Source organism: Stenotrophomonas chelatiphaga (assembly GCF_001431535.1).
Classification (GTDB): domain Bacteria; phylum Pseudomonadota; class Gammaproteobacteria; order Xanthomonadales; family Xanthomonadaceae; genus Stenotrophomonas; species Stenotrophomonas chelatiphaga.
Genome location: NZ_LDJK01000019.1, coordinates 57,896 through 82,186, shown reverse-complemented (window position 1 = coordinate 82,186; position 24,291 = coordinate 57,896). Strand labels below are relative to the sequence as shown.

Sequence of the window (24,291 nt, the reverse complement as noted above, 5' to 3'; positions counted from 1 at the left end):
GCCACCCGCGTAGAAAAAGAGCAAAGGCAGGGGTCCTGGCCCCGTGTCCTCGAGGGCATTCACGGATAGGAAGGCGCGCATTGCGCCTATGCTTTGCGAGATCGCACGCCGTTAGCGTGGAGACTCCTTCAAGGAGACTTCCCCGATGCGCGCGCCCGTGCTGCTGCTCTCACTCGCCCTGTTGTCGCCTGCCTGCGCCCATGGGCAGGCGTTCGTCCATCCCGGCATCCTGCTCGACGCGTCCGCGCTGCAGGCAACGCGGGACGCGCTGCGGGCGGGAGATCCGCTCAAGACCTCTGCGATGGTCGCCATGCAGCAGAGTCCGCTGGCATCGCTGGAGCATGTCCCCACGCCGTTTGTCCGGGTGGAATGTGGTTCCTTCGACAAACCCAGCATCGGCTGCAAGCCCGAGCGCGACGATGCCAAGGCCGCGTATACGCATGCGCTGCTGTGGGCTTACCTGGGCGAGCCGGCGCATGCCCGCAAGGCGGTGGAGATCATGGACGCCTGGGCGACCACGCTGACCGGTGGCCACCACAACAGCAACGCGCCACTGCAGGCGTCCTGGACGGCGCAGCTGTGGACGCGTGCGGCCGAACTGATCCGGCACACCAGCACGGCGTGGCCGGAAGCGGATGCCCGACGCTTCGGCGACTGGCTGATCGCGCAGTACCTGCCGGACATCAACCGCATGGGGCCGTGCCCCGGAGGGAACTGGCATGCCAGCGGCATCGAGGCACGCATGAACATGGGCATCTACACCGATCGTCGCGATATCCATGACCGCGCCGTGGGTGACTGGAACACCCGCCTGCCAACCTATGTCTACCTGCCGGAGGATGGTGCTGCGCCGTTGCCGCGTCCCGCCTGCGCGACCCCCATCGAAACCCTGTGGTTCGGCCAGACGGTCATGGCCGCGGGCCTTGCAGAAGAAACCTGCCGCGACCTGGAGCATACGGCCTATGGGCTGGCCGCCTACCTCAACGCGGCGGAAACCAACCGCCTGCAGGGTGGCAACCTGTACCAGGCGCAAGCCGAACGACTGGTCGCTGCGATGGAGTTCCACACCGACATGCTGGCGCGGCCGGTGGTGCCGGCGTGGCTGTGCAAGGGCAAGCTGGTATCGGATGTGCGCGGCACCCTGGAGATCGGCTACTCCCATTTCGCCGGACGGCAGGGAAAAGCACTGCCGCACACCGCTGCCTGGCTGGCCGGGCATCGCCCCAGCCAAGGGGATTTTCATTTTCTCTGGGAGACCTTGACCCACGGCAGCGCGCTCGGCGAATAGGAGCCGTTGACCTGTCGCGCACGCCGCAGGCGCATAATCCGCCGACCCCACCGGCGTGATCGACATGGCCCAGTACCTCTACCCCGTGCTGCTGCTCCTGGGCAGCAACATCTTCATGACCTTCGCCTGGTATGGGCACCTGAAATTCAAGAGCGCACCGTTGATGACGGTGATCCTGATCAGCTGGGGAATCGCGTTCTTCGAGTACTGCCTGCAGGTTCCCGGCAACCGCCTGGGCAGTGCGGTGTACTCCGCACCGCAGCTCAAGGGCATGCAGGAAGTGATCACCCTGGTGGTGTTCGCGGTGTTCTCCGCGTTCTACCTGGACCAGCCGCTGAAGTGGAACCACTACGCCGCCTTCGCGCTGATCGTGGTCGCCGCCCTGCTGATGTTCAAGGAATGAGCGGGCACGCCTCAGGCGTGCATCGCAGACGGCGGCGAATCAGCGGTGCCGTCCGCGCTTTCAAGGCGTGCGATGCGCCGTGCGGTTGCACTGCCGAGCGATGACAGCGGGGCCAGGCTTGCCGCCAGCCCACTGCCCTGCTCCACCGCGTGCAGCTGCACCGCGCACATGCGCCAGCGCTGCCCGCCCAGGCTTCCGGCCAGGCGCCGCCACAGGCGCTCGCCGACACTGGCGTCATCGCTGCCGGCCGGGCGTATCGCCAGCCCGGCGACCAGCCGGTCCCATGCGAGGAAATCGCTGTCCGGCAACAGGTACAGCCGCCAGCAACAGCGACCACGCGCGTCGGTGAAGCACAGGCTTTCGCGCACGCCTTCACTGTCCAGGCCCTGGCAGGCGTGGGCAGAGACCGCCTCCTGCCAGCCGGCCAGCTCATTGCTGTCGGCGCGGTACAGGCACAACACGGTGCCCAGCGATGCCAGCTGGCTGGCCGTGGGCCGGCCGATGGCCTGCGATAACGGCACGCCGCGCGGCATGCTGGCGCGTACTGCGGACAAGGCTCTGCTCATGGGATCACCGTGTCGTGCACGTGGTCGTGCGAAGGGATCCCCCGGGGCCGCCACCACCGTCCGAAGACGCTGGCCGGAAGACCGAGGGGGAGAGAGACAGGAGGGGCGGCCGCCGTGTGGACCGCGTCGCGCGGTAACGCGGCGCTGCATCCGGGAGGGGAGCGGCCGACCCGTTTACTTGGTCAGGATCAGCTTGTCGTTGCTGGTATGGCGCAGCCGGTAGAAGCGGTCACCATGCTGGATGAGGATCTCGCGACGCCCTTTCAGCAGGGCCTCGCTGTCGATCACTTCCTCGGCGGGCACGGCACGGACCGGGCGGTCACGGAGGGTCAGGGTTTCGGGACGAAGCAGCACTGCTTGAGCATTCATCGTCTGGACTCGGTGCGAGGGACGACTCAAATGATAACGATTCTCAGTTCGCAATCAACACCCATTCTCAAATTGATTGATGGGATTGATGATTGGATTGCAATTTTCAATAGATCAAAGCTATCGAAGGTAGCGCCGAGCCCCGCTCGGCGGGCACCTGCACGCCCGCCGGGCAAGGCCCCGCGTGCCCTGTATCAGGCGAACACCGCTTCCACCTGGCCCCAGGCCGCCTCGTCCAGCGCAACCACCAGTTCAAGCGCCTGCAGGTTCTGCAGCAGCTGCTCGACCCGGCTGGCGCCCAGGATCACGCTGGACACGTTCGGATTGCGCAGGCACCAGGCGATGGCCAGGGTGGCCGGGGCGACGCCCAGCTCGGTGGCCAGTGCGGTGTAGCGCCGAACCTGCTGCAACCGCGCCGCGCCGTCCGCGCCCAGCACGATGTCCTGCAGCCAGGCCATGTCGTCCAGCCCCAGCCGCGAACCTGCGGGGAAGCCGTCGTTGTACTTGCCGGTCAGCAGGCCCGACGCCAGCGGCGAGAAGGTCGTGGTGCCCAGCCCGGCCTCGGCATACAGGGGGGCGTACTCGCGTTCCACCCGGTCGCGGTGCAGCAGGTTGTACTGCGGCTGCTCCATCGTCGGGCCCTGCAGGTTGTGCCGACGGGCGACGTCCAGCGCTTCCTGGATCTGCATCGCCGACCATTCCGAGGTGCCCCAATACAGCACCTTGCCCTGCCGGACCAGAATGTCCATGGCGTGCACGGTCTCGGCGATCGGGGTATCCGCGTCAGGACGGTGGCAGTAGTACAGGTCCAGGTAGTCCACCCGCAGCCGCTTCAGCGCCGCATGGCAGGCATCGGTCACATGCTTGCGCGACAGCCCGCGCTGGGTGGGCGCCGGGTCCACCGCGCTGCCGAAAAACACCTTGCTGGACACGCAGAAGCCGTCGCGCGGCAGCCGCAGGTCGGCAATCACATCGCCCATCACCTGCTCGGCGCGGCCGTTGGCATAGCCCTCGGCGTTGTCGAAGAAGTTGATCCCATTGTCCCAGGCCGCCGCGACCAGGTTGCGCGCCTGGTCCCGGGCCACTTGGCTGCCAAAGGTGACCCACGCGCCGAAGGACAGCGCGGAAAGCTTCAACCCGGAGGTTCCAAGGCGGCGGTAAAGCATGCACAACTCCTGCTGCAGGCCCGCAGATCGGGCCGGAAGGGGGTTCATTCTAACCGCGCCACGTCGCCTGCATCCCTTGTCAATACGGCGCGTATCGGCGCTGATCGCCCCCCGCTGCGCGCTTTTCCTTGCCCCGGCCCCTGCCCTGCTCTAGGCTTCCCGTTTTTCGCGGTGCCCTCAGGGGATTCAACATGGTCGAAGGTTTGGGCAGGATCGGCTTCGGCCTGTTTGGTCTGGCGGTGCTCATCGGCATTACCTGGCTGTTCTCCAACAACAAGCGCGCGGTGGACTGGAAGCTGGTGGCGACCGGCCTGCTGCTGCAGATCGCGTTCGCCGCCGTGGTGCTGCTGGTACCGGGTGGCCGCGACGTGTTCGATGCGCTCGGCCATGGCTTCGTGAAGGTGCTGAGCTTCGTCAACGAAGGCTCCGGCTTCATCTTCGGCTCCTTGATGAACGTGGAAAGCTACGGCTTCATCTTCGCCTTCCAGGTGCTGCCGACCATCATCTTCTTCTCCGCGCTGATGGGCGTGCTGTACCACCTCAACGTGATGCAGGCGATCGTGCGGGTGATGGCCCTGGCGATCACCAAGGTGATGCGCGTGTCCGGTGCCGAAACCACCAGCGTCTGTGCCAGCGTGTTCATCGGCCAGACCGAAGCCCCGCTGACGGTGCGTCCGTACATTTCGCGGATGACCGAATCGGAGCTGCTGACGATGATGATCGGCGGCATGGCCCATATCGCCGGTGGCGTGCTGGCGGCCTACGTCGGCATGCTCGGCGGCGGCGATCCGGAATCCCAGGCCTTCTATGCCAAGCACCTGCTGGCGGCCAGCATCATGGCCGCACCGGCGACGCTGGTGGTAGCCAAGCTGCTGATCCCGGAAACCGGCACCCCGCTGACCCGCGGCACGGTGAAGATGGAAGTGGAGAAGACCTCCAGCAACATCATCGACGCCGCCGCCGGTGGCGCCGCCGACGGTCTGCGGCTGGCCCTGAACATCGGCGCGATGCTGCTGGCCTTCATCGCGCTGATCGCGCTGCTGAACGCCCCGCTGACCTGGATCGGTGATGTGACCGGCCTGGCCGCGGCGATCGGCCGCCCGACCAACCTGTCCACCATCTTCGGCTACCTGCTGGCCCCGATCGCCTGGGTGATCGGCACCCCGTGGGCCGATGCGAGCACGGTCGGCTCGCTGATCGGCCAGAAGGTGGTGATCAACGAGTTCGTCGCCTACAGCGAGCTGTCGCGCATCATCAACGGCCAGGTACCGGGCGTGACCCTGTCCGAGGAAGGCCGGCTGATCGCCACCTACGCCCTGTGCGGCTTCGCCAACTTCAGCTCCATCGCGATCCAGATCGGCGGCATCGGTGGCCTGGCCCCGGAACGACGCCAGGATCTGGCCCGGTTCGGCCTGCGCGCCGTGCTGGGCGGTACCATTGCCACTTTCATGACCGCCACGATCGCCGGCGTCCTGACCCACTTTGGTTGATACCCTCGGGTACCACCGCGCTTCACTGAGAACCGTTTTCCTATGAGCAGCAACGTCGTCGTCGTCGGTTCCTTCAATGTCGATCATGTGTGGCGGTGTGAAGCACTGCCCGCACCCGGGGCGACCATCGCCGGGCGCTACAGCACCGGTCCCGGCGGCAAGGGCTTCAACCAGGCCGTGGCCGCACGCCGCGCCGGTGCGCAGACCACCTTCGTCTGCGCGCTGGGCGAGGATGCCGGCGGTGCCATGGCCCGCGGCCTGGCGGCCCAGGACGGCTTCACCCTGAGCGCCGAAGCGAGCACCGAACCGACCGGCACCGGCGGCATCTACGTCGATGCGCGCGGCCGCAACACCATCGTCATCGGGCCCGGTGCCAATGCGGCGCTGAGCATTGGTTTCGTGCAGCAGCAGCAGGCGCTGCTGGCCGGCGCCAAGGTGGTGCTGGTGCAGCTGGAATCGCCGGTGGAAACCATCGAGGCCGCCCTGGCGGTAGCGCGCGAAGCCGGTGTCACCACCGTGCTCAACGCCGCCCCGGCCGATGCGCCATCCAGCATCGGCCTGCTCAAGCTGGCCGATGTCATCACCCCGAATGAAACCGAGTTCGCCGCGCTGCTCAGCCGCCATGTCGGCGAGCGCGTCGACCCCAACGACGTCGCCGCGCTGGACGGTGCCAGCCTGCACGCGCTGTGCCGCAAGCTGGTCGGCAGCGGCACCGTGGTGGTGACGCTGGGCGCGGTGGGCGTGTTTGTGTCGCACGATGAAGACACCCTGCGCGGTGACAGCCAGCCGTATTACCGCGTCGGCGCCGAGCAGGTGCACGCCATCGACACCACCGGTGCCGGTGATGCCTTCAACGGTGCGCTGGTGGCCTCCATCGCGCATTCGCCGGACGCACCGTTCGCGCGCCACGTGCGCTTCGCCAACCAGTTCGCCGGCCGTTCCACCGAGAAGGAAGGCGCCGCCGCGGCGATGCCGCACTTCACCCCGGACGACCAGCCGGCGTAAGCCCCGGTCGCCCTGGTAGCGCCGAGCCGTGCTCGGCGGATTGCCTGCACCCACGCACCGCTGCGCTCGCCGACCATGGGTCGGCGCTACCGGCCTGCTGCTCTGGTAGTGACGACCGCTGGTCGTCAGACGCTTGCCCGCCCGTGGTGGGTGACGACCGTTGGTCGTCACCCCTCTGCTGTCCCGCTGCGCTCGCCGACCATGGGTCCGCGCTACGCGCCCGGCGGGACACCCAGCCGCCCACCATGACCCGCGCCTGGGGGCGGCGGAAGCAACCGTCAAGCATCTGCTGATGCCGGTGTGGCATGAGCCCCATCCGGATTGGCCTGAAACGGGCGCTCCCGGCGGCAGCCCGGCCTGCGCGCCCGCACTACAATGGCCGCATGCAGATCGGCCCTTATTCCATTGCCCCCAACGTTGTGCTGGCGCCCATGGCCGGCGTCACCGACAAGCCGTTCCGGCTGCTGTGCAAGCGCCTGGGCGCGGGGCTGGCCGCCTCGGAGATGACCATCTCCGATCCGCGCTTCTGGACCACCCGCAAGTCCCTGCACCGGATGGACCACGACGGCGAGCCCGACCCGATCAGCGTGCAGATCGCCGGGACCGAGCCGCAGCAACTGGCCGAGGCCGCACGCTACAACGTCGACCACGGCGCGCAGATCATCGACATCAACATGGGATGCCCGGCCAAGAAGGTGTGCAACGCCTGGGCCGGCTCGGCGCTGATGCGCGATGAAGACCTGGTGGCGCGCATCCTCAGCGCGGTGGTCAACGCGGTCGACGTGCCGGTGACGCTGAAGATCCGAACCGGCTGGGACTGTGACCACCGCAACGGCCCGCGCATCGCCCACATCGCCGAAGACAGCGGCATCGCGGCGCTGGCCGTGCACGGCCGCACACGCGACCAGCACTACACCGGCCAGGCCGAGTACGAGACCATCGCCGCGATCAAGGCGGCATTGCGCATCCCGGTGATCGCCAATGGCGATATCGATTCGCCGCGCAAGGCCGCCCACGTGCTCGCCGTCACCGGCGTGGACGCGGTGATGATCGGCCGCGCCGCGCAGGGGCGTCCCTGGATCTTCCGCGAAGTGGCGCATTACCTGGCCACCGGCGAAGCACTGCCCGCGCCGCCGCTGTCCGAAGTGCGCGACATCCTGCTCGGCCACCTGCAGGCGCTGCATGCTTTCTACGGCGAGCCGCAGGGCGTGCGCATCGCGCGCAAGCACCTGGGGTGGTATGCCAAGGATCGCCCGGAAAACGCGGCGTTCCGCGCAGTGGTGAACCGGGCCGAAGACCCCGCCAGCCAGATCGCGCTGACCACTGACTACTTCGATCACCTGATCGCCGATACGCGCCAGACAGCTGCCGCTGAATGACTTCTACGCCGGGCAACGCCCGGTGCTACCCGGATACCCCCATGACGCCGCCGATTTCCTCGCCTACCTACCTGCACGGCTTTTCCAGCACCGAACAGGAGCGCCTGATGACCCAGGCCCGCCTGCTGGAGCCGACCATCTTCGGACAGATCGACTACACCGGCGTGCGCCGCCTGCTGGAAGTCGGCAGTGGCGTGGGCGCGCAGACCGAGATCCTGCTGCGCCGCTTCCCGGAGCTGCACGTGACCGGCGTGGACCTGAGCGAAGCGCAGCTGGCCACCGCACGCGCCAACCTGGGAAAGACGCCGTGGTGCAGCGACCGCTACGTGCTGCAGCACGCCGATGCCGGTGAACTGCCGTTCGGCGCGCGCGCCTTCGATGGCGCCTTCCTGTGCTGGGTGCTGGAACACGTGCCCTCGCCGGCGCGGGTGCTGAGCGAAGTGCGCCGGGTGCTGTCGCCCGGTTCGCCGGTGTACATCACCGAAGTGATGAATGCCTCGTTCCTGCTGGACCCGTATTCGCCGCACATCTGGCGCTACTGGATGGCCTTCAACGACTTCCAGCACGACAACGGCGGCGATCCGTTCGTCGGTGCCAAGCTGGGCAACCTGCTGCTGGCCGGCGGCTTCCGCGACGTGCAGACCGACATCAAGACCATCCACCTGGACAACCGCGAGCCGGCACGGCGCAAGACGATGATCGCGTTCTGGGAGCAGGTGCTGCTGTCGGCAGCCGAACAACTGCTGCAGGCCGGCACGGTGGACGAAGAGACCGTGGACGGCATGCGCCGCGAGTTCCGCCAGGTGCAGAACGATCCGAACGCGGTGTTCTTCTTCTCCTTCGTGCAGGCCCGCGCGACAGTCTATTGATGCGGGCTGACGGTAGCGCCACGCCATGCCTGGCGGGCGCGCAGCGCGGCAGTGACGACCAACGGTCGTCACCCACCGTAGCGTCGTCACCCACCGTAGCGTCGTCACCCACCGTAGCGTCGTCGCCCACCACAGCGGCGCTAGGGCGCCGGCTCGTGCCAGATCCGGTCCCACATCAGGCACAAGCGGCGACCGACGTCGGCGCGCGCTTCCGGGCTGCTGTAGTCCCCGCGCAGCTGCTCCGGCACGATGCCGCGGAACTGTCCGTCGCGCTGCTCAGCCACCGCGAAGTTGAACGTGTAATCCGGCTCCAGGCCCATCCGCAGGTCGCTCAGCACCAGCCGGCCATCCACCACCTGCGCACGCATGAAGCCACGATTGAACCACTGCAGCCGCTGCACGGCCGGAATGTCCGCCGCCTGGCGCAGCGCCTGCACGTTGGAGGGGAATCCTTCGAACTGCATCTCGCCTTTGTCTGCCACCAGCGAACGATCGGCCACCACGTAGCCGCTGGGGGTCATCGCCACCACCCGCCACAACAGCGTATTGAACGGCATGGGCACCGAGAACCGCGGCGCATCGCCCAGGCCCATCGCGGCCAGGCTGCGTTGCGCGGCGCGGTCCACCTGCGCCTTGGCCAGCAGGCTCCAGCCCAGGTAGCCACTGCTGACCACCAGTGCCACCGCCAGTACCTTGCCGGCCCAGGGCCGGCTCCGCCCGAACCAGGCCAGCACGCAGCCCAGCAGCAGCCACACGGTGTACAACGGATCGATGATGAAGATGTTCGAGCCCATCGCCGGCGACGGCCGCAGCGGCCACCACAGCTGGGTGCCGTACACGGTCATCGCGTCCAGCAGCGGGTGGGTCACCAGCGCCAGTTGCATCGCCCAGAACCAGCGCAGCGGCGACTGCGCCACCCGGCCGTTGCCGAAGCGCTTGAACAGCCACCACAGCAGCGCGGCCACCCACGGCAGCACCAGCAGCGAATGGCTGAAGCTGCGGTGCTCGGTCATCACCGCCACCGGGTCGGCGGCCATGAAGCCCAGCCACAGCGCGTCAAGGTCGGGCAGCGTGCCGAGCGCGGCACCGGCAAGCAGGGCGGCACGGCGATGGCCTGCCGGGGCGATGGCAGCGGCTACGGCGCCACCGAGTACGATCTGGGTAAGGGAGTCCATCGGACGATGCTAGCAGCCGCGCGTTGGCTGCGGTCTGCTGCCGCTGCGCTCGCCAGGCACGGCGATGCCGGCCGTCCTGACCGGCACCCTCCGGGCCGTCGCAAGCGCCGCCGGGTAGGCCCCGGCCCCACCACGGTCCGGTCATGCTTCCCGGCTACCCTCACACCTGGGCACATGACCTTAACCACCGGCAACCTGTCGCAGTCCACAATGCACTTGCGACGCGCGCCGTGTATCATTCGCGCCCATCTTTCCATCCGAATTAAAGGATATAACGCCTGATGTCCAGCTACCTGTTCACTTCCGAATCGGTCTCCGAAGGCCATCCGGACAAGATCGCCGACCAGATTTCCGATGCGGTCCTGGACGCGATCCTGGCCAAGGACCAGCGCGCCCGCGTGGCCTGCGAGACCATGGTCAAGACCGGCGTGGCCATCGTGGCCGGCGAGATCACCACCAGCGCATGGATCGACCTGGAAGCCCTGACCCGCCAGGTGATCCTGGATATCGGCTACAACAGCTCCGACGTCGGCTTCGACGGCGCCACCTGTGGCGTGCTGAACCTGATCGGCAAGCAGTCCCCGCACATCGCCCAGGGCGTTGACCGCAAGAAGCCCGAAGAAATGGGCGCCGGCGACCAGGGCCTGATGTTCGGCTATGCCACCAACGAGACCGACAGCTACATGCCGGCCGCGATCCACCTGTCGCACCGCCTGGTCGAGCAGCAGGCCAAGATCCGCAAGAAGAAGAACTCGCCGCTGTCCTGGCTGCGCCCGGACGCCAAGAGCCAGGTCACCCTGCGCTATGAAGACGGCCAGGTGTCGGCCATCGATGCCATCGTGCTGTCCACCCAGCATGCCCCGGGCATCAAGCAGAAGGACCTGATCGAAGCCGTCCGCGAAGAGATCATCAAGCCGGTGCTGCCGGCCAAGTGGCTGCACAAGGGCACCAAGTTCCACATCAACCCGACCGGCAAGTTCGAAATCGGCGGCCCGGTGGGCGACTGCGGCCTGACCGGCCGCAAGATCATCGTCGACACCTACGGCGGCTGGGCCCGTCACGGTGGTGGTGCGTTCTCCGGCAAGGATCCGTCCAAGGTCGATCGTTCGGCGGCCTACGCGGCCCGCTACGTGGCCAAGAACGTGGTCGCCGCCGGCCTGGCCGACCGCTGCGAAGTGCAGGTCTCCTACGCCATCGGCGTGGCCGAGCCGACCTCGATTTCGGTCACCACTTTCGGCACCGGCAGGATTCCGGACGAGCAGATCGAGAAGCTGATCCGCAAGCACTTCGACCTGCGCCCGTACGGCATCATCAAGATGCTCGACCTGATCCACCCGATGTACCAGCAGACTGCGGCCTACGGCCACTTCGGCCGCAAGCCGAAGGATTTCAGCTACCTCAACGGCGAAGGCGAGACCGTCAACGCCACAGCCTTCTCCTGGGAGAAGACCGATCGCGCCGCCGCACTGCGCGCGGATGCGAAGCTGAAGTAAGCCGAACGCAACACGTACTACCCGAGGGGCCGCGCAAGCGGCCCTTCTTTTTTGGTAGGACCCGCCGCGGCGCCCCATGCGAAGATGGCCGCATGTCGACCGAACTGAAATCCCACCAGCTCACCATGACCGTGTTGATGACACCGGACATGGCCAATTTCTCCGGCAAAGTCCACGGCGGTGCCGTGCTGCGCCTGCTCGACCAGGTGGCCTACGCCTGTGCCAGCCGCTATGCCGGGCGCTACGTGGTCACCCTGTCGGTGGACCAGGTGATGTTCCGCCAGCCGATCGCCGTCGGTGAACTGGTCACCTTTCTGGCCTCGGTCAACTACACCGGCACCTCGTCGATGGAGATCGGCGTCAAGGTGGTGGCTGAAGACATCCTGGAACGCAGCGTGCGCCACGCCAACAGCTGCTTCTTCACCATGGTGGCGGTGGACGAGGATGGCCGGCCGACCGCCGTACCGGCGCTGCAGCCCACCTCTTCGGACGAGAAGCGCCGGCACGCCGCCGCCCTGCTGCGACGCCAGCTGCGCCAGGAGATGGAACAGCGCCACCTGGAACTGCTTGCATCGAACCCGCCGGCGCCGGAATAACGATCCTGCCAGGACGGAGGACGACCTTGAGCTGGCAGGTGACGGCCCTGCTTTGGCAGGTGACGACGTTGCTGGGGTGGGAGACCACCGTTGGTCGTCACGCTTCACCGCCAGGAGCGTGACGACCAACGGGCGTGACCCACCGAAACGGGGGTCAGCCGCCAGCGCCCTCAGCCGGTGTTCTGCACGCCCTGCGACACGCCGTTGACGCAGGCCACCAGCGCGCGCAGCAGGTCCTCGTCCTCCCCGCCACTGGCACGCCAGCGCTGCAGCAGGTCGACCTGCAGCACGCTGATCGGGTCCACGTAGGGATTGCGCAGGCGGATCGACAGCGCCAGCCGCTGGTCGTGTTCCAGCAGCGACTGCTGGCCGGTCAGCGCCAGCACCCAGCGTTCGGTCAGCGCCCACTCCTCTTCCACCTTCGGGAAGAAGCTGCCGTGCAGCTCGCCGGACAGCCGCGAGAACTGTTCGGCGATGGTGATGTCGCCCTTCGACAGCACCATGGCGATGTCATCCAGGAAGGTCCGGAAGAACGGCCAGTCCTGCGCCATCTGCCGCAGGGTGTCCTCATGCCCCGCATCTACCGCCGCCTGCAGGCCGCTGCCCACGCCATACCAGCCCGGGATCACCGCGCGCGCCTGGCTCCAGGCGAACACCCACGGAATCGCGCGCAGGTTGGTCAGCGCCGCATCCTGGCCCAGCCGGCGCGAGGGGCGCGACCCCAGCGTCATCCGCTCGATCACATCGATCGGCGTCGCGGTGCGGAAATAATCCATGAAACGCGGCTGGCCGACGAACGCGCGGTAGGCGGTGCTGCTCGCATCGGCCACTACGTCCATCACCGGCCGCCATGCCTCCTCGCGCGGCTCGGGCGCGCGCGGACGCAGGCTGGACCGCAGCACCGCGCCGGTGGCCTGTTCCAGCGAGCGCACCGCCAGCGCGCGGATGCCGTACTTGCGGTGGATCACTTCACCCTGCTCGGTGACCCGCAGCCGACCGTCGATGCTGCCACGCGGCGATGCGTCCACCGCATGGGTGGTCTTGCCACCGCCACGGCTGATCGAACCACCGCGGCCATGGAAGAAGGTCAGCGCGATGCCACTTTCGGCGGCCACCTCGAGCAGTTCCACCTGGGCACGCTGCAGGCCCCAGCGCGAGGCCGCGATGCCGCCGTCCTTGCTGCTGTCCGAGTACCCCAGCATCACCATCTGCACGTCGTTGCGGGCCTGCAGGTGCGCGCGGTACACCGGATCGGCCAGCAGGTCGCGCAGGGTCGCGGTGCCGTGCTTGAGGTCATCCACCGTTTCGAACAACGGCGCGATATCCAGCGGCACGCCGCCGGCCTCGTCCACCAGCCCACCACGGCGCGCCAACGCCAGCACCGCCAGCACGTCGCCGCGGTCATGCGCCATCGAAATGATGTAACTGCCCAGCGCATCGGCGCCATGCCGGCGGCGCGCATCGGCCAGCGCGGCGAATACCGCATCCAGCCGCTGGTTGCCTTCCTCGTCGGCCTGCGGCAGTGCCTGTTCGCCACTGGCGTAGGGCCCCAGCAAGGCTGCGCGTGCGCTTGCATCGCGGGCGTCCCATGCGGCCTCGCCATCCAGTGCGGTGGCCAGCGCGCGTGCGTGCACGCTGGATTCCTGGCGCACGTCCAGCCGCGCCAGGTGGAAGCCGAAGGTCTTCACCCGCCACAGCAGCCGCTGCACCGCGAAACCACCAGCGTGCTCGCCGCGGTTGGCGCGCAGGCTGTCGAAGATCAGCTGCAGGTCATCGATCAGTTCTTCCGGCCCGGCATACGCACCCTGCCCATCATCCAGCGTCGCCTGCAGCCGCGCGCGCATGCGGTCGTTCAACAGCCGGTACGGCATGTCGCCGTGGCGCGGGCGCGACTGCACGTCCGGCAGCCGCTGCCGATAATCGGCCAGCCGCGCCTGCAGCGCATCGCTGACGCCGACCCGTTCGGTGGATTGGCTGAGCAGGCTGGCCAGCTGCAGCAGTTCCTTCTGGTACTGCGCCAGCACCGCGCGGCGCTGTGCATCCAGGGTGTTGCGGATGGTGCCGGCGTCCACGTTGGGGTTGCCGTCCATGTCCCCGCCCACCCACGTGCCGAAGCGCAGCAGCCGTGGCAAGGCCAGGCCTTCGCCGAAGGTATCGAGCAGCGCCTGCTGCAGCGATTCGTACAGCACAGGGATCACGCGGTACAGCACCTGCACCAGGTAGAAACCGACGTGCTCGCGCTCATCATCCACGGTGGGACGCACCGGCGACGAATCGGTGGTCTGCCATGACGCGGTCAGTGCCATGCGGAAGCGCGCATCGTCGGCGGCAGCCTCACCGGGGGTGCGCTGGCCATCCAGGTTGTCCACCAGGCTGGCCACCATCAGCTGCTCTTTCTCCAGCAGCGCACGGCGCACCGCCTCGGTGGGATGGGCGGTGAACACCGGTTCGATGTCGATGCGCGGCAACCAGTCCTGCAGTTCCTGCAGGGTCACGCCCTGCGCCTTGAGCTGCTGCAGGGCATCCTGCAGGCCGTCCGGCTGCGGGGCGCGCGTGCCGGCGCGCTGGTAGTCGCGGCGGCGGCGGATGCGGTGCACGCGCTCGGCGATGTTGACCACCTGGAAGTAGGTGCTGAAGGCACGCACCATCGCTTCGGCCTGCTGCGGCGAACGGCCGGCCAGTCCCTCGGCCAGGTCGGACAGGGGCGAGGCGTTCTCGCGCCGTGCGATGGCGCGGGTGCGCACGCCTTCCACATCGTCGAAGAAAGCGTCCGATACCTGCTCGACCAGCAGGTCGCCGACCAGTGCGCCGAGTCGGCGCACGTCGTCACGCAGGGGAATATCGGGGTTGGCGAACATGATGCTGCTGCGGAACTCGTTCATCGGCGACGCACGAACCTCAAGCAAGGATCCCTCGCCAAGCCTAGCGCAGTTCAATTGCCTGCCGACGGTTGGTTTCAGTAGTGACGGCCGCTGGCCGTCATGCCCCCACCCGGTAGTGACGGCCGCTGGCCGTCTTCTGCGTCGGTGGGTGACGACCGTGGGTCGTCACGCTGTTGCCGTTCACCGCTGCGCTCGCCGAGCATGGCTGGCCGCTACCTTCCCGCCTGGCGGCCAATACGTTCGCCCTTGCCGATGGTCTGCTCCAGCCACCGCTCGCTCTCGGCCAGCATCGTCATGATCGATTCGCGCGCGCGGTAGGCGTGCGATTCGTTGGGCAGCATCACCAACCGCGATGTGCCTCCCAGCCCCTTCACCGCTGCGAACATGCGCTCGCTCTGCATCGGGAAGGTACCGGAGTTGTTGTCGTCCACGCCGTGGATGAAGAGGATCGGGTCCTTGATGTTGCCGGCGTAGTTGAACGGCGACATCTTCAGATAGGTGTCCTGCGCCTGCCAGTAGTTGCGCTCTTCGGCCTGGAAACCAAACGGCGTCAGCGTTCGGTTGTAGGCGCCACTGCGCGCGATGCCGGCCTTGAACAGGCGGCTGTGCGCCAGCAGGTTGGCGGTCATGAACGCGCCGTAGGAATGCCCGCCGATGGCGATGTGATCGCGATCGGTGACGCCGCGGCGCACCACCTCATCCACCGCGGCCTGCGCGTTGGACACCAGCTGTTCCAGATAGGTGTCGTTGGGCTCCTTGTCGCCCTCGCCGATGATCGGCATGGTCGGGCTGGCCAGCACCGCGTAGCCCTTGGCCAGGAACGCCTGCGGGCCCCAGTAGCTGACCGCATTGAACAGGTACGGCGAACCGGTGACCTGGCTGGCGGCCGCCGCGCTTTTGTACTCGCCCGGGTAGGCCCACATCAGCAGCGGGCGCGGGCCATCACGCTTGGGGTCATAACCGGGCGGCAGCAGCAGGGTTGCGGTCAGGTCCACGCCGTCCTTGCGCTTGTAACGGATCTGTTCCTTGCTGACCCCGCGCAGCTGCGGCAGCGGATGGGCGAAGGTGGTGAGCGCACGCGGTGCAGCGGCCGCATCGCCCAGCGGCTGCACGAAGTAGTTCGCCGGCTGCTCCGGGCTTTCGCGGGTGAACAGCAGCGAGGCGGCATCCGCCCCCAGCAGCGCGATCGGCACCGAATAGGTCGGCGCCTGCGAATGGAACAGGCGGGTGGTCTTGCCGGTCGCCAGCTCGTAGCGGTCCAGGAACGGGCGGTCGCCTTCGGCCGATGCACCTGCACCGTAGAAGTAGATGCTGTTGCCATCGGCGCTGGTCTGCAGCAGCGAACGGCCGTTGTCATCGCGCAGCGTGCCCGGCTTGCCGGGATCGCTGTAACGGTCCTGCGCATCGCGGTCGAACAGCAGCTTCGGATCGGTCGCCGCCTCATCCGGGGCGATCAACCAGGTCTTGGTGCGGCGGGTCTTCCACCACGACTCGTTGAGCAGGGCCAGGTCGCCACGCGCCCAGGTGATGCCGGCATAGCGGCTGCCAAGCCGGGCCAGGGTCACCGGCGGCCTGTCGAACGGGGCGGCCTGCATCAGCACCGCATCGCGGATGCTGGCCTCGCGGTTCGGATCCCCGCCGTCCTGCGCTTCGGCCCATACCAGGGTGGCCGGCGTATCGGCACGCCAGCTGATGTCACGCACGCCGGTCACTTCGGCATCGTTGCCGGTCGGCAGGCCTTCCACCAGCGGCCGCGTGGCCACGGTATGCACCAGCTTGCCGGCGCGGTCGAGCACGTCGATGCGGCGCGGGAAGCTGCCCACCGGCACCACGTAGGAGTACGGCCGTTGCACGCGTTGGCTGAGCAGGTAGCCGCCATCGGGCGAAAGGCTCAGGTCGAGATACACACCGGCCGCGCCGACGACCCTGGCCTGGCCGTCCAGGCCGATTTCAGTGGGCTGGCTGGTGGCGTAGTAATCGAACAGGCGCGCGTCAGCCTCGTTCTTCAGCAGGTCCTGGTAGGTGCGGATGGACACCACGCCACTGCCTTCGCTGGTCTGCTGGACGGCCGGGCCGGTTGGCGCCACCTCGCGCGATGGCGGGCTGCCGGCGTTGCCAAGGCGGCTCATCACCAGCAGGCCGCGGCTGTCGGGAAGCCACTGGTAGCCATCGCCGAGCACGGTGTTCAGCTCACCGCGCAGCCGGCGCGCGCTGGCGTTGGCGACGTCCACCAGCCACAGCTCGTTGGCGCCGCTGGCCGGATCGACCTGGTTGAACGCCAGCCACTTCTGGTCCGGCGACCACGCCAGGCTGGCCACCGACAGCGCCGAGGGCAGGCCGGTGATCTGCCGTTCCTTGCCATCGTTGATGCCCATCAGCCACAGCTTGGCGCCGTAGCTGAAGCGGCTGTCGGAGAACGTGCGCGGGTTGATCCGGCGGCCGGCCAACTTCAGTTCCGGCTGCGCCACCACCTCGATCGACGGCAGCGGCGGCATCTGCAGCATGGCGGCCAGATCGCGCTGCGGGGACAGGAACAGGCCCGGCGCGCGCGGCTGGTCCACCACCGCCTGCAGCGCGGCCGAAGGCAGCTCATAGCCGCCCACGGCGGTGGATGCAGCAGTGGCCGACGGGGCGGCCCACACGGCCGGCGTCATCGCCAGCAGGGCCATCGACAGCACCACTCCGTTCCAACGCCCAGTGCGACGCACGCGCTTGCTCATGACCATCCTTTCGATGCTGGTGAATACCCGACCTTAACAGCCGCCGCGCCGTTCACCCCCTGCCGATGGTTGGGCACCCCCCGGCCCGCGATATAATGGGCGCCTTCCCCTGCCGAGGGGCGCTGCGACCGGTCAACCGGCCAGGCTCGGAGGGTGGCAATGTAAAACGGCGCCCGGCTAGATACGAGCACCCGCTCGTCCACAACCGGAGCAATGAATGAACGCTGTTGCCAAGACCTTCTCCACGGAAGGTGACTACAAGATCGCCGATATCTCGCTGGCCGACTGGGGCCGCAAGGAACTGGACATCGCCGAGCACGAAATGCCGGGCCTGATGTCGATCCGTCGCAAGCACCAGGCCGACCTGCCGCTGAAGGGCGTGCGCGTGACCGGCTCGCTGCACATGACCATCCAGACCGCGGTGCTGATCGAAACGCTGAAGGACATCGGCGCCGACGTGCGCTGGGCCTCGTGCAACATCTTCTCCACCCAGGACCATGCCGCCGCGGCGATCGCCGCCTCCGGCACGCCGGTGTTCGCCTGGAAGGGTGAGTCGCTGGAAGAGTACTGGGACTGCACCCTGGACGCGCTGACCTTCACCCTGGCCGACGGCACCCTGACCGGTCCGGAGCTGGTGGTCGACGATGGCGGCGATGTCACCCTGCTGATCCACAAGGGCTACGAGCTGGAAAACGGCAGCACCTGGGTCGACGAGCCGGCGGCTTCGCACGAAGAGCAGGTCATCAAGAACCTGCTCAAGCGCGTGGCCAGCGAGCGTCCGGGCTACTGGGGCCGCGTGGTCAAGGACTGGAAGGGCGTCTCCGAAGAGACCACCACCGGCGTGCACCGCCTGTACCAGCTGGCCCAGGCCGGCACCCTGCTGATCCCGGCGATCAACGTCAACGACTCGGTCACCAAGAGCAAGTTCGACAACCTGTACGGCTGCCGCGAGTCGCTGGCCGATGGCCTGAAGCGCGCGATGGACGTGATGCTGGCCGGCAAGGTTGCCGTGGTCTGCGGTTACGGTGACGTCGGCAAGGGCTGTGCCGCATCGCTGCGTGCCTACGGCGCGCGCGTGGTGGTCACCGAAATCGACCCGATCTGCGCCCTGCAGGCGGCGATGGAAGGCTTCGAGGTCAACACCATCGAATCCACCCTGGGCCGTGGCGACATCTATGTCACCACCACCGGCAACAAGGACATCATCCGCATCGAACACCTGAGCGCGATGAAGGACCAGGCCATCGTCTGCAACATCGGCCACTTCGACAACGAGATCCAGGTCGATGCCCTGAACGCGCTGGCCGGCGTGCAGAAGATCAACATCAAGCCGCAGGTCGACAAGTACGTGTTCGACAACGGCAATGCGATCTTCCTGCTGGCCGACGGCCGCCTGGTGAACCTGGGCTGCGCCACCGGCCACCCGAGCTTCGTGATGTCCAACTCGTTCGCCAACCAGACCCTGGCACAGATCGACCTGTGGGCGAACAAGGACAGCTACGAGAAGAAGGTCTACCTGCTGCCGAAGAAGCTGGACGAGGAAGTGGCCCGCCTGCACCTGGAAAAGATCGGCGTGAAGCTGACCACCCTGAGCCAGGAACAGGCCGATTACATCGGCGTGCCGGTGGAAGGCCCGTTCAAGCCGGAGCATTACCGCTACTGAGTGGTACAAAGGGATGGGGCTGGCGCTTGCCAGCCTCTTCCTGGGGCCGGAGATCAAGGTAGTGCTCAGCAACAGTCGTGTCACGAAGCTAGGCGAGCGACTCAGAGACGGTGTCGATGACGCAACCTTGCTCACCGAGCTCGAGGCCTATCGATCTGAGTTCGAACCTGCCTATAACCGTGTAGTCCGCATCCTTCAGGAACAACTTTTCCTAAGGGTGACCGGGCGCTTCAAGTCGACACTTTCGATCGTTGAGAAGCTTCGGAGAGGAAGTCCTCGCCTGGCTCAGATACAGGACATTGCCGGGTGCCGTGTAGTCGTGAACAGCCTCGGGGAACAGGAGCGCGTAGTTCAATCCTTGCGCGCTTGGTTTTCCGACGTAAAGGTCATGAGGAGGACTATCGAAGGCAATCAGGGCTATCGCGCAGTTCACGTACTGGTAAAAATCGATGGACGTACGATTGAGATTCAGATCCGAACGTTGATTCAGAACTATTGGGCGAGCATCTCTGAACGAATGGCAGATATCCACGGCCAGGAGGTCAAGTATGGAGGAGGTCCAGCGGCTCTCCAGACTCAGCTGTTACGTCTTGCTCGAGCATTCGAATCCGCTGAACGATCGAACGAGGCATATGCCTTGGCAAGCGCGAGACTCGCGCACGCCAAGCGCCAAACGGCATCCAGCGCTGAGTGGAAGCTGTTGAAAGACACCAGGATGAGGTCGAAATCCGAGTACCAGTCCGCAATGCGAAAAGCCGCGCTCGTTCTTGCAGACAAGACTCTAAGAGGGCTCTGACCATGTATTACCTTGTTCATTACAATCGAAAGTCGAGGAAAGTAATGAGGATGTCGGAGTTTTTCGACAGGAAGATCGCGTCTTCCGAAAAGCTTGCTGTGGAGATTCAATTGCTGGGTCTGAGCGATGGTGACGAAGTTGTCGTACTCGAAGCCAATGGCATGGCAGATCTCAGGCAGACGCACGGTCGTTATTTCGAAGACGACCTGAGCAAGCTATCTGTGTTTGATCGCCGGGTTGATTGACCCTCTGAGTTCCCCTACATCCGAAAGTCAGTACTCAGTCTTGAGGCAAGTTACTGGTGACTCCGGCCATCAACCTGCTCCAACGCGAAAAAATCGCCCATACCGTGCGCAGCTACGTGCACGACGCGCAGGCCGATTCCTATGGCGGCGAAGCCGTGCAGAAGCTCGGGCTGAAGGCGGAACAGGTGTTCAAGACCCTGCTCGCCAGCACGGAAACGCATGAGCTGCTGGTGGCCGTCGTGCCGGTCGCCGGGCAGTTGGATCTGAAGGCGCTGGCCGATGTCGCCGGCTGCCGCAAATGCGCGATGGCACCGGTGGATGCGGCGCAGCGCGCGACCGGCTACCTGGTTGGTGGCATCAGCCCGCTGGGCCAGAAGAAGCGGCTGCGCACGTTCATCGATGCCAGCGCGCAGGGACTGCCGACGCTGCATGTCAGTGCCGGACGCCGGGGGTTGGAAGTGGAGCTGGAGCCAGCCGATCTGGCGCGGTTGACTGGTGCGGTGTTCGCCACGCTCCGGCGTTGAACCTGCTTCGGCGGTAGCTCCGCCCGGCGAGCGTGACGACCAACGGTCGTCACCCACCGACAGCAGAAGCAGACGGCCAGCGGCCGTCACCAACCGACAGCAGAAGCAGACGGCCAGCGGCCGTCACTACCGGCGCCCCCACTATCCCCGCCAGTTGGCGTTGGCTTCCCAGAACGCCACCGCGCGCGCGTAGGCTTCGCGGTCCAGCGGCACGCCGGAACCTCCCTCCTCCACGCCCAGCGCGTTGCGCATCATGGTGATCGGGGCCATCGGTACTTCTTCGGGTTCGGCGGTGTAGATGCAGCCGACGATGCCCCAGTCGGCCACGATGTCGGTGCCTTCCTTCGCCAGCTGCTCTGCGCTGTACAGGATCACCACCAGGTAGTTCGCCACTGGTGATTCCACGCCTTCGAACCACCGCACCAGCACCGGTAGCTCATCGCGGTTGCGTGCTTCGTAGCCACTGCGCAGCTGGTGCCGGTTGGCTGCGGTGATCGGCACGGTCAGGCAGCGGGTGCTGGTCCAGTTTTCATACACATGCAGCTTGCAGAACGGCGCATAGCCGTCCAGCACCTTGAAGGGTGCATGGGTGTTGAGGTGCTGCACGAACTGTTCGGCCGAACAGTCCTGGATGGTGTTGGCGCGCGGCGTGCGCGGGAACAGGCGGGGACGGGCGAATTCGGTCAGGACGATGGACATGGCGTGGCGCGGCAGGAAAGCTGCCTCAAGCGTACAGGCAGCCATCGCTGAAAAGGGCGCTGACCCCGCCCCTTTTCCCCCTCAAAGCGCCATCCGCTCGCGCAGTTCGCGGGCCTGTCGGCGCGATACCTCCGCACGCCCGCCGTCCGCCAGGACCAGCTCGTAGCCGTCGGCGATGGTCAGCTCCACCGCGCGCACCATCCGCAGGTTCACCAGCGTGTTGCGGTTGGCGCGGAAGAACAACGCCGTCGGCAGCCGCGCTTCCAGCGCGCTCAGGCTGCGCGCCAGCAGCGCATTCTGGTCGCGGAACCACAGGCGGGCGTAGTTGCCATCCACCACGATGCGGCTGATCTCGGCCACCGCCACGAACCAGCAGCGTTCGCCATCGCGCAGGAAGACCTGGTCCTGCGGTTCGAGCAGTGCACGTTCGCCGGGCGCGGCGTCATCGGGCACGCGCCGTTCAAGCGCGCGTTGCAGCGCCTGCAGCAGCCGAGGCGCTTCCACCGGCTTGACCAGGTAGTCCAGCGCGTTGGCCTCGAACGCCTGTACCGCGTAGGCATCGTAGGCGGTAACGAAAACCACCAGGGGCACCGCATCCAGCCCGTCGAGCACATCGAAACCGCTGCCGGAGGGCATCTGCACGTCCAGCAGCACCACATCCGGTCGCAACCGCGCGATGGCCTCGCGCGCGGCCGGTACGTCGTCGGCTTCGCCGACGCAGCTTACCCACGGCAACGCGGACAGCAAGGTGCGCAGTTCCTGCCGCGCCAAGCGTGCGTCATCCACCACAAGGACCCGCAGTGGCACGCTCATTGCGGCACCTCCAGCAGGGCCTGCATGCGGGCGCCCTCGCGTCGCAGTTCGAAGCGGCCGGTGGTGCCTTGCAACTGCGCGCGCAGGTAGGCCAGGCCCACGCCATGGCCAGCGGTATCGGCGGCGGCAACGCCCAGTGGATTCTCCACGCGCAGATGCAGCACACCGTCCTGCAGGCGTGCGGCGATATGCAGCTCACCACCTGCCGGGGTCACCGCGATGCCGTGCTTGATCGCGTTTTCCACCAGCAACTGCAGCGCCATCGCCGGCAACAGCGCGCTGCCGCCGTCCGCGCTTACGTCCTTGACCACGCGCAGGCGCTGCTCGTAATGCACCGCTTCGATAGCCAGGTAATCGTCCACCACCGCCATTTCCTCGGCCAGGGTCACCCGGTTGGCGCCGTTGTGTTCCAGCGCGTGGCGCAGCGTGCGCGACAGCCGGGTCACCATTTCGCGAGCGCGCTCCGGGTCTTCGTGGATCAGCGCGCGCAGGTTGTTCAGTGCATTGAAGACGAAGTGCGGATTGAGCCGGGCGCGCAGTGCATCGCGCTCCAGTGCGCTGTGCGCGGCCTCGGCACGCAGTTGCGCCAGCTGCGCCTGGCGGGCACGGCGCATGCTGTGCAGTCCTGCCCATACGCCGGTCCACAGCGCCAGCACGATGGCGGTGTTGAGCCAGTAGCCGATGGCCGAGGCCATGCTGTAATCCGCTGCCCCCGCAGGCAGCTGCACCCAGCCGTTGCGCAGCGCGGGCACCAGCACCGCGGCGATCACGCCCTGCGCCAGCAATGCGCCCAGCACCACGCTGGCAGCCAGCTTGGACAGCAACACCGGCGCGGGATCGTCCCACCAATGCAGGGTGAGCGCACGCCCGCGCAGCACCCCGCTGATCGCCCACAGCGCCGCCGCCAGCGTCACGCCTATCAGCATGCCGCCGCTGCTGGCGCCGCCAAACTGGGCCATCAGGAACACGTTGAGCAGCGCGTAGGCGGCCCAGGCGATGGTATTGAGCAACCAGAAACGCAGCGTGGAGTTTGGTTCGTGCATGGGCTTGCCTGGGCGGGTCACGCGTGGCGGGCTGGCGCCACGCATCAAGGCGCCTCGTCAGTCCGTGGTCTTCAGGAAGCTGCGGATGCGCCCGTACAGCCACTGCGGATCATCCCACATCAGGAAGTGGAAGCCTTCCGCGCTCATCTCGATACGCACGCCCGGCAGCTTGGCGTACTGTGCCGCGAAGATGCCACGGGTGGACGCTTCAGTGGCGCCCATCGGCCGATACGCCGCCCAGCTTCCCAGCACCAGGGTCGGCGAGCGGATTCCCGCCACTGCGTCGCGCAGGTCGTTGACCAGCATCGAATGCATCGCCCCTGCGGTGGTGGCGCGGTCGCTTTCGCGTGCCCAGCGCACCAGCACCGGCATGTGGCTTTCATCGTGCAGCATGCCCCTCAGCGCCGCCTCGGCCTGGGCTTGGTAAGCGACCGGATCGGCCGCCAACATGCCCGCCCGCATCTGGTCGGCCATCGGCTTGACGCCTGCCGCGGTGGTCTGCGGATTCTGGATGGCCGCATAGAACGGCAGCGAATCGACGATGACCAGCGGACCCACCGCTTCGGGCGCGGCGATCGCCATCTGCAACGCCAGCACGCCCCCCAGGCTGTGGCCGACGACGGCCGGCTGCTTCAGTTTCTGCGCTTTGGCGTAAGCCAACAGTTCGTCACGCATGGCCGGCAGGAAGTCCTCGGGCAGCGGGTCCGCGGCGGCCGCACCGGCAAAGCCGGGCAGCTGCACCAGGTGGCACTGCACCTGCGGCTGCAGCGCCGCGCAGGTCGCACGCCAGACCTCGGCGCCGCTGTTCAGGCCGGGGATCATCAGCACCGGCTTGCCGCTGCCGACCACCTCGACCTGCAGCTGGCCAGGCTTTCCGATGGGGGCAGCCTGCGTGGTGCCGATACAGGCCAGCAAGGCCACCAGACCGCCCATGGCCAGCGGCAAGACGTTTCTGGCGCGGTCTGCGGAGATAAAGCGCTTCATCTGTCCAACTCCTTTGCTTCCAGGGAAGCACAGCGTGCCGTGGCAGAAAGCGATCCGGCACAAACAATGACCAGCGGTCGCCGGCACGCAGCGAGCGGCCGACAGGACGGATGACCGTTGCTG

At 66.9% G+C, this 24,291-nt stretch carries 22 protein-coding genes and 1 riboswitch; of the genes, 12 read left to right on the top strand and 10 right to left on the bottom strand.

Going from position 1 to position 24,291, the window contains the following annotated elements:
- The first annotated feature begins 145 nt into the window (after window positions 1-145).
- Entirely contained in the window at window positions 146-1,288 is a 1,143-nt protein-coding gene (locus ABB28_RS06390; RefSeq protein ID WP_057507841.1) for an alginate lyase family protein, read from the top strand.
- A 64-nt stretch (window positions 1,289-1,352) separates the two neighbouring features.
- Window positions 1,353-1,691 carry a DMT family protein gene (locus ABB28_RS06385; RefSeq protein WP_057507846.1) on the top strand — a complete coding sequence of 113 codons (339 nt, stop codon included), beginning with the start codon at window positions 1,353-1,355 and terminating at the stop codon, window positions 1,689-1,691.
- 11 nt (window positions 1,692-1,702) lie between these two features.
- On the opposite strand, the gene ABB28_RS06380 is transcribed toward ABB28_RS06385, so the two are convergent.
- From ABB28_RS06380 to ABB28_RS06370, 3 genes are all read right to left on the bottom strand, one after another.
- A complete protein-coding gene (locus tag ABB28_RS06380) occupies window positions 1,703-2,257 on the bottom strand; it encodes a Hemin transport protein (protein ID WP_425479529.1) in 555 nt (184 codons plus the stop codon).
- A gap of 174 nt (window positions 2,258-2,431) precedes the next feature.
- On the bottom strand, window positions 2,432-2,626 hold the full coding sequence (hemP, locus tag ABB28_RS06375) for a hemin uptake protein HemP (RefSeq protein ID WP_057507839.1): 195 nt from the start codon (window positions 2,624-2,626) through the stop codon (window positions 2,432-2,434).
- Window positions 2,627-2,820: 194 nt separating this feature from the next.
- A complete protein-coding gene (locus ABB28_RS06370; protein WP_057507838.1) occupies window positions 2,821-3,792 on the bottom strand; it encodes a potassium channel beta subunit family protein in 972 nt (323 codons plus the stop codon).
- A 191-nt stretch (window positions 3,793-3,983) separates the two neighbouring features.
- Here ABB28_RS06370 and ABB28_RS06365 point away from each other — a divergent pair, with 191 nt between their 5' ends.
- The 4 genes from ABB28_RS06365 (at window position 3,984) to ABB28_RS06350 (ending at window position 8,535) form a co-directional block, all read left to right on the top strand.
- Window positions 3,984-5,282: a NupC/NupG family nucleoside CNT transporter gene (locus ABB28_RS06365; protein WP_057507837.1), complete on the top strand. Its 1,299-nt coding sequence runs from the start codon at window positions 3,984-3,986 to the stop codon at window positions 5,280-5,282.
- Window positions 5,283-5,324: 42 nt separating this feature from the next.
- Window positions 5,325-6,287, top strand: a complete 963-nt coding sequence (locus ABB28_RS06360; protein WP_057507836.1) for a ribokinase — start codon at window positions 5,325-5,327, stop codon at window positions 6,285-6,287.
- A gap of 383 nt (window positions 6,288-6,670) precedes the next feature.
- A complete protein-coding gene (gene dusB / locus ABB28_RS06355; RefSeq protein ID WP_057507845.1) occupies window positions 6,671-7,666 on the top strand; it encodes a tRNA dihydrouridine synthase DusB in 996 nt (331 codons plus the stop codon).
- Between the two features lie 41 nt (window positions 7,667-7,707).
- Window positions 7,708-8,535 carry a methyltransferase domain-containing protein gene (locus tag ABB28_RS06350; RefSeq protein WP_057507835.1) on the top strand — a complete coding sequence of 276 codons (828 nt, stop codon included), beginning with the start codon at window positions 7,708-7,710 and terminating at the stop codon, window positions 8,533-8,535.
- Window positions 8,536-8,675: 140 nt separating this feature from the next.
- On the opposite strand, the gene ABB28_RS06345 is transcribed toward ABB28_RS06350, so the two are convergent.
- Complete coding sequence (locus ABB28_RS06345) at window positions 8,676-9,710, bottom strand: metal-dependent hydrolase (RefSeq protein ID WP_057507834.1); 1,035 nt, start codon at window positions 9,708-9,710, stop codon at window positions 8,676-8,678.
- Window positions 9,711-9,991: 281 nt separating this feature from the next.
- Between ABB28_RS06345 and metK the strand changes: the two genes are divergently transcribed.
- A complete protein-coding gene (metK, locus tag ABB28_RS06340) occupies window positions 9,992-11,203 on the top strand; it encodes a methionine adenosyltransferase (protein ID WP_057507833.1) in 1,212 nt (403 codons plus the stop codon).
- 92 nt (window positions 11,204-11,295) lie between these two features.
- Window positions 11,296-11,799: an acyl-CoA thioesterase gene (locus ABB28_RS06335; protein ID WP_057507832.1), complete on the top strand. Its 504-nt coding sequence runs from the start codon at window positions 11,296-11,298 to the stop codon at window positions 11,797-11,799.
- A 170-nt stretch (window positions 11,800-11,969) separates the two neighbouring features.
- Here ABB28_RS06335 and ppc read toward each other — a convergent pair whose 3' ends face one another.
- Together ppc and ABB28_RS06325 are read right to left on the bottom strand one after the other, a co-directional pair.
- Window positions 11,970-14,681, bottom strand: a complete 2,712-nt coding sequence (gene ppc, locus ABB28_RS06330) for a phosphoenolpyruvate carboxylase (protein ID WP_057507831.1) — start codon at window positions 14,679-14,681, stop codon at window positions 11,970-11,972.
- Window positions 14,682-14,893: 212 nt separating this feature from the next.
- Window positions 14,894-17,401: a S9 family peptidase gene (locus tag ABB28_RS06325; protein WP_057507830.1), complete on the bottom strand. Its 2,508-nt coding sequence runs from the start codon at window positions 17,399-17,401 to the stop codon at window positions 14,894-14,896.
- Between the two features lie 108 nt (window positions 17,402-17,509).
- Window positions 17,510-17,583: riboswitch (S-adenosyl-L-homocysteine riboswitch) on the top strand.
- A 35-nt stretch (window positions 17,584-17,618) separates the two neighbouring features.
- Here ABB28_RS06325 and ahcY point away from each other — a divergent pair.
- Genes ahcY through ybaK form a run of 4 tightly spaced genes read left to right on the top strand, consistent with a single transcriptional unit; the run spans window position 17,619 to window position 20,629 of the window.
- On the top strand, window positions 17,619-19,064 hold the full coding sequence (gene ahcY, locus ABB28_RS06320; RefSeq protein WP_057507829.1) for an adenosylhomocysteinase: 1,446 nt from the start codon (window positions 17,619-17,621) through the stop codon (window positions 19,062-19,064).
- Window positions 19,065-19,077: 13 nt separating this feature from the next.
- Window positions 19,078-19,860: a GTP pyrophosphokinase gene (locus tag ABB28_RS06315; RefSeq protein WP_057507828.1), complete on the top strand. Its 783-nt coding sequence runs from the start codon at window positions 19,078-19,080 to the stop codon at window positions 19,858-19,860.
- Between the two features lie 50 nt (window positions 19,861-19,910).
- Complete coding sequence (locus ABB28_RS06310) at window positions 19,911-20,105, top strand: hypothetical protein (protein WP_152983411.1); 195 nt, start codon at window positions 19,911-19,913, stop codon at window positions 20,103-20,105.
- A 56-nt stretch (window positions 20,106-20,161) separates the two neighbouring features.
- On the top strand, window positions 20,162-20,629 hold the full coding sequence (ybaK, locus tag ABB28_RS06305; RefSeq protein ID WP_057507826.1) for a Cys-tRNA(Pro) deacylase: 468 nt from the start codon (window positions 20,162-20,164) through the stop codon (window positions 20,627-20,629).
- Between the two features lie 141 nt (window positions 20,630-20,770).
- On the opposite strand, the gene ABB28_RS06300 is transcribed toward ybaK, so the two are convergent.
- The 4 genes from ABB28_RS06300 to ABB28_RS06285 all read right to left on the bottom strand — a co-directional run bounded on the left by ABB28_RS06300 (window position 20,771) and on the right by ABB28_RS06285 (window position 24,168).
- A complete protein-coding gene (locus ABB28_RS06300; RefSeq protein WP_057507825.1) occupies window positions 20,771-21,328 on the bottom strand; it encodes a DUF3228 family protein in 558 nt (185 codons plus the stop codon).
- An 81-nt stretch (window positions 21,329-21,409) separates the two neighbouring features.
- Window positions 21,410-22,141 carry a LytR/AlgR family response regulator transcription factor gene (locus ABB28_RS06295; protein ID WP_057507824.1) on the bottom strand — a complete coding sequence of 244 codons (732 nt, stop codon included), beginning with the start codon at window positions 22,139-22,141 and terminating at the stop codon, window positions 21,410-21,412.
- Window positions 22,138-23,184: a sensor histidine kinase gene (locus tag ABB28_RS06290; RefSeq protein ID WP_057507823.1), complete on the bottom strand. Its 1,047-nt coding sequence runs from the start codon at window positions 23,182-23,184 to the stop codon at window positions 22,138-22,140. The genes ABB28_RS06295 and ABB28_RS06290 overlap by 4 nt, the downstream gene beginning before the upstream one ends.
- A gap of 57 nt (window positions 23,185-23,241) precedes the next feature.
- Window positions 23,242-24,168, bottom strand: coding sequence for an alpha/beta fold hydrolase (locus ABB28_RS06285; RefSeq protein ID WP_057507822.1), 927 nt, complete (start codon window positions 24,166-24,168; stop codon window positions 23,242-23,244).
- Between the last annotated feature and the right edge of the window lie 123 nt (window positions 24,169-24,291).

Excerpts from the sequence above, each read along its gene's own strand:
- ABB28_RS06390 (WP_057507841.1), top strand. The coding sequence starts at position 146 with ATGCGCGCGCCCGTGCTGCTGCTCTCACTCGCCCTGTTGTCGCCTGCC.
- ABB28_RS06385 (WP_057507846.1), top strand. The coding sequence starts at position 1,353 with ATGGCCCAGTACCTCTACCCCGTGCTGCTGCTCCTGGGCAGCAACATC.
- ABB28_RS06380 (WP_425479529.1), bottom strand. The coding sequence starts at position 2,257 with ATGAGCAGAGCCTTGTCCGCAGTACGCGCCAGCATGCCGCGCGGCGTG.
- hemP (WP_057507839.1), bottom strand. The coding sequence starts at position 2,626 with ATGAATGCTCAAGCAGTGCTGCTTCGTCCCGAAACCCTGACCCTCCGT.
- ABB28_RS06370 (WP_057507838.1), bottom strand. The coding sequence starts at position 3,792 with ATGCTTTACCGCCGCCTTGGAACCTCCGGGTTGAAGCTTTCCGCGCTG.
- ABB28_RS06365 (WP_057507837.1), top strand. The coding sequence starts at position 3,984 with ATGGTCGAAGGTTTGGGCAGGATCGGCTTCGGCCTGTTTGGTCTGGCG.
- ABB28_RS06360 (WP_057507836.1), top strand. The coding sequence starts at position 5,325 with ATGAGCAGCAACGTCGTCGTCGTCGGTTCCTTCAATGTCGATCATGTG.
- dusB (WP_057507845.1), top strand. The coding sequence starts at position 6,671 with ATGCAGATCGGCCCTTATTCCATTGCCCCCAACGTTGTGCTGGCGCCC.
- ABB28_RS06350 (WP_057507835.1), top strand. The coding sequence starts at position 7,708 with ATGACGCCGCCGATTTCCTCGCCTACCTACCTGCACGGCTTTTCCAGC.
- ABB28_RS06345 (WP_057507834.1), bottom strand. The coding sequence starts at position 9,710 with ATGGACTCCCTTACCCAGATCGTACTCGGTGGCGCCGTAGCCGCTGCC.
- metK (WP_057507833.1), top strand. The coding sequence starts at position 9,992 with ATGTCCAGCTACCTGTTCACTTCCGAATCGGTCTCCGAAGGCCATCCG.
- ABB28_RS06335 (WP_057507832.1), top strand. The coding sequence starts at position 11,296 with ATGTCGACCGAACTGAAATCCCACCAGCTCACCATGACCGTGTTGATG.
- ppc (WP_057507831.1), bottom strand. The coding sequence starts at position 14,681 with ATGAACGAGTTCCGCAGCAGCATCATGTTCGCCAACCCCGATATTCCC.
- ABB28_RS06325 (WP_057507830.1), bottom strand. The coding sequence starts at position 17,401 with ATGAGCAAGCGCGTGCGTCGCACTGGGCGTTGGAACGGAGTGGTGCTG.
- ahcY (WP_057507829.1), top strand. The coding sequence starts at position 17,619 with ATGAACGCTGTTGCCAAGACCTTCTCCACGGAAGGTGACTACAAGATC.
- ABB28_RS06315 (WP_057507828.1), top strand. The coding sequence starts at position 19,078 with ATGGGGCTGGCGCTTGCCAGCCTCTTCCTGGGGCCGGAGATCAAGGTA.
- ABB28_RS06310 (WP_152983411.1), top strand. The coding sequence starts at position 19,911 with ATGTCGGAGTTTTTCGACAGGAAGATCGCGTCTTCCGAAAAGCTTGCT.
- ABB28_RS06300 (WP_057507825.1), bottom strand. The coding sequence starts at position 21,328 with ATGTCCATCGTCCTGACCGAATTCGCCCGTCCCCGCCTGTTCCCGCGC.
- ABB28_RS06295 (WP_057507824.1), bottom strand. The coding sequence starts at position 22,141 with ATGAGCGTGCCACTGCGGGTCCTTGTGGTGGATGACGCACGCTTGGCG.
- ABB28_RS06290 (WP_057507823.1), bottom strand. The coding sequence starts at position 23,184 with ATGCACGAACCAAACTCCACGCTGCGTTTCTGGTTGCTCAATACCATC.
- ABB28_RS06285 (WP_057507822.1), bottom strand. The coding sequence starts at position 24,168 with ATGAAGCGCTTTATCTCCGCAGACCGCGCCAGAAACGTCTTGCCGCTG.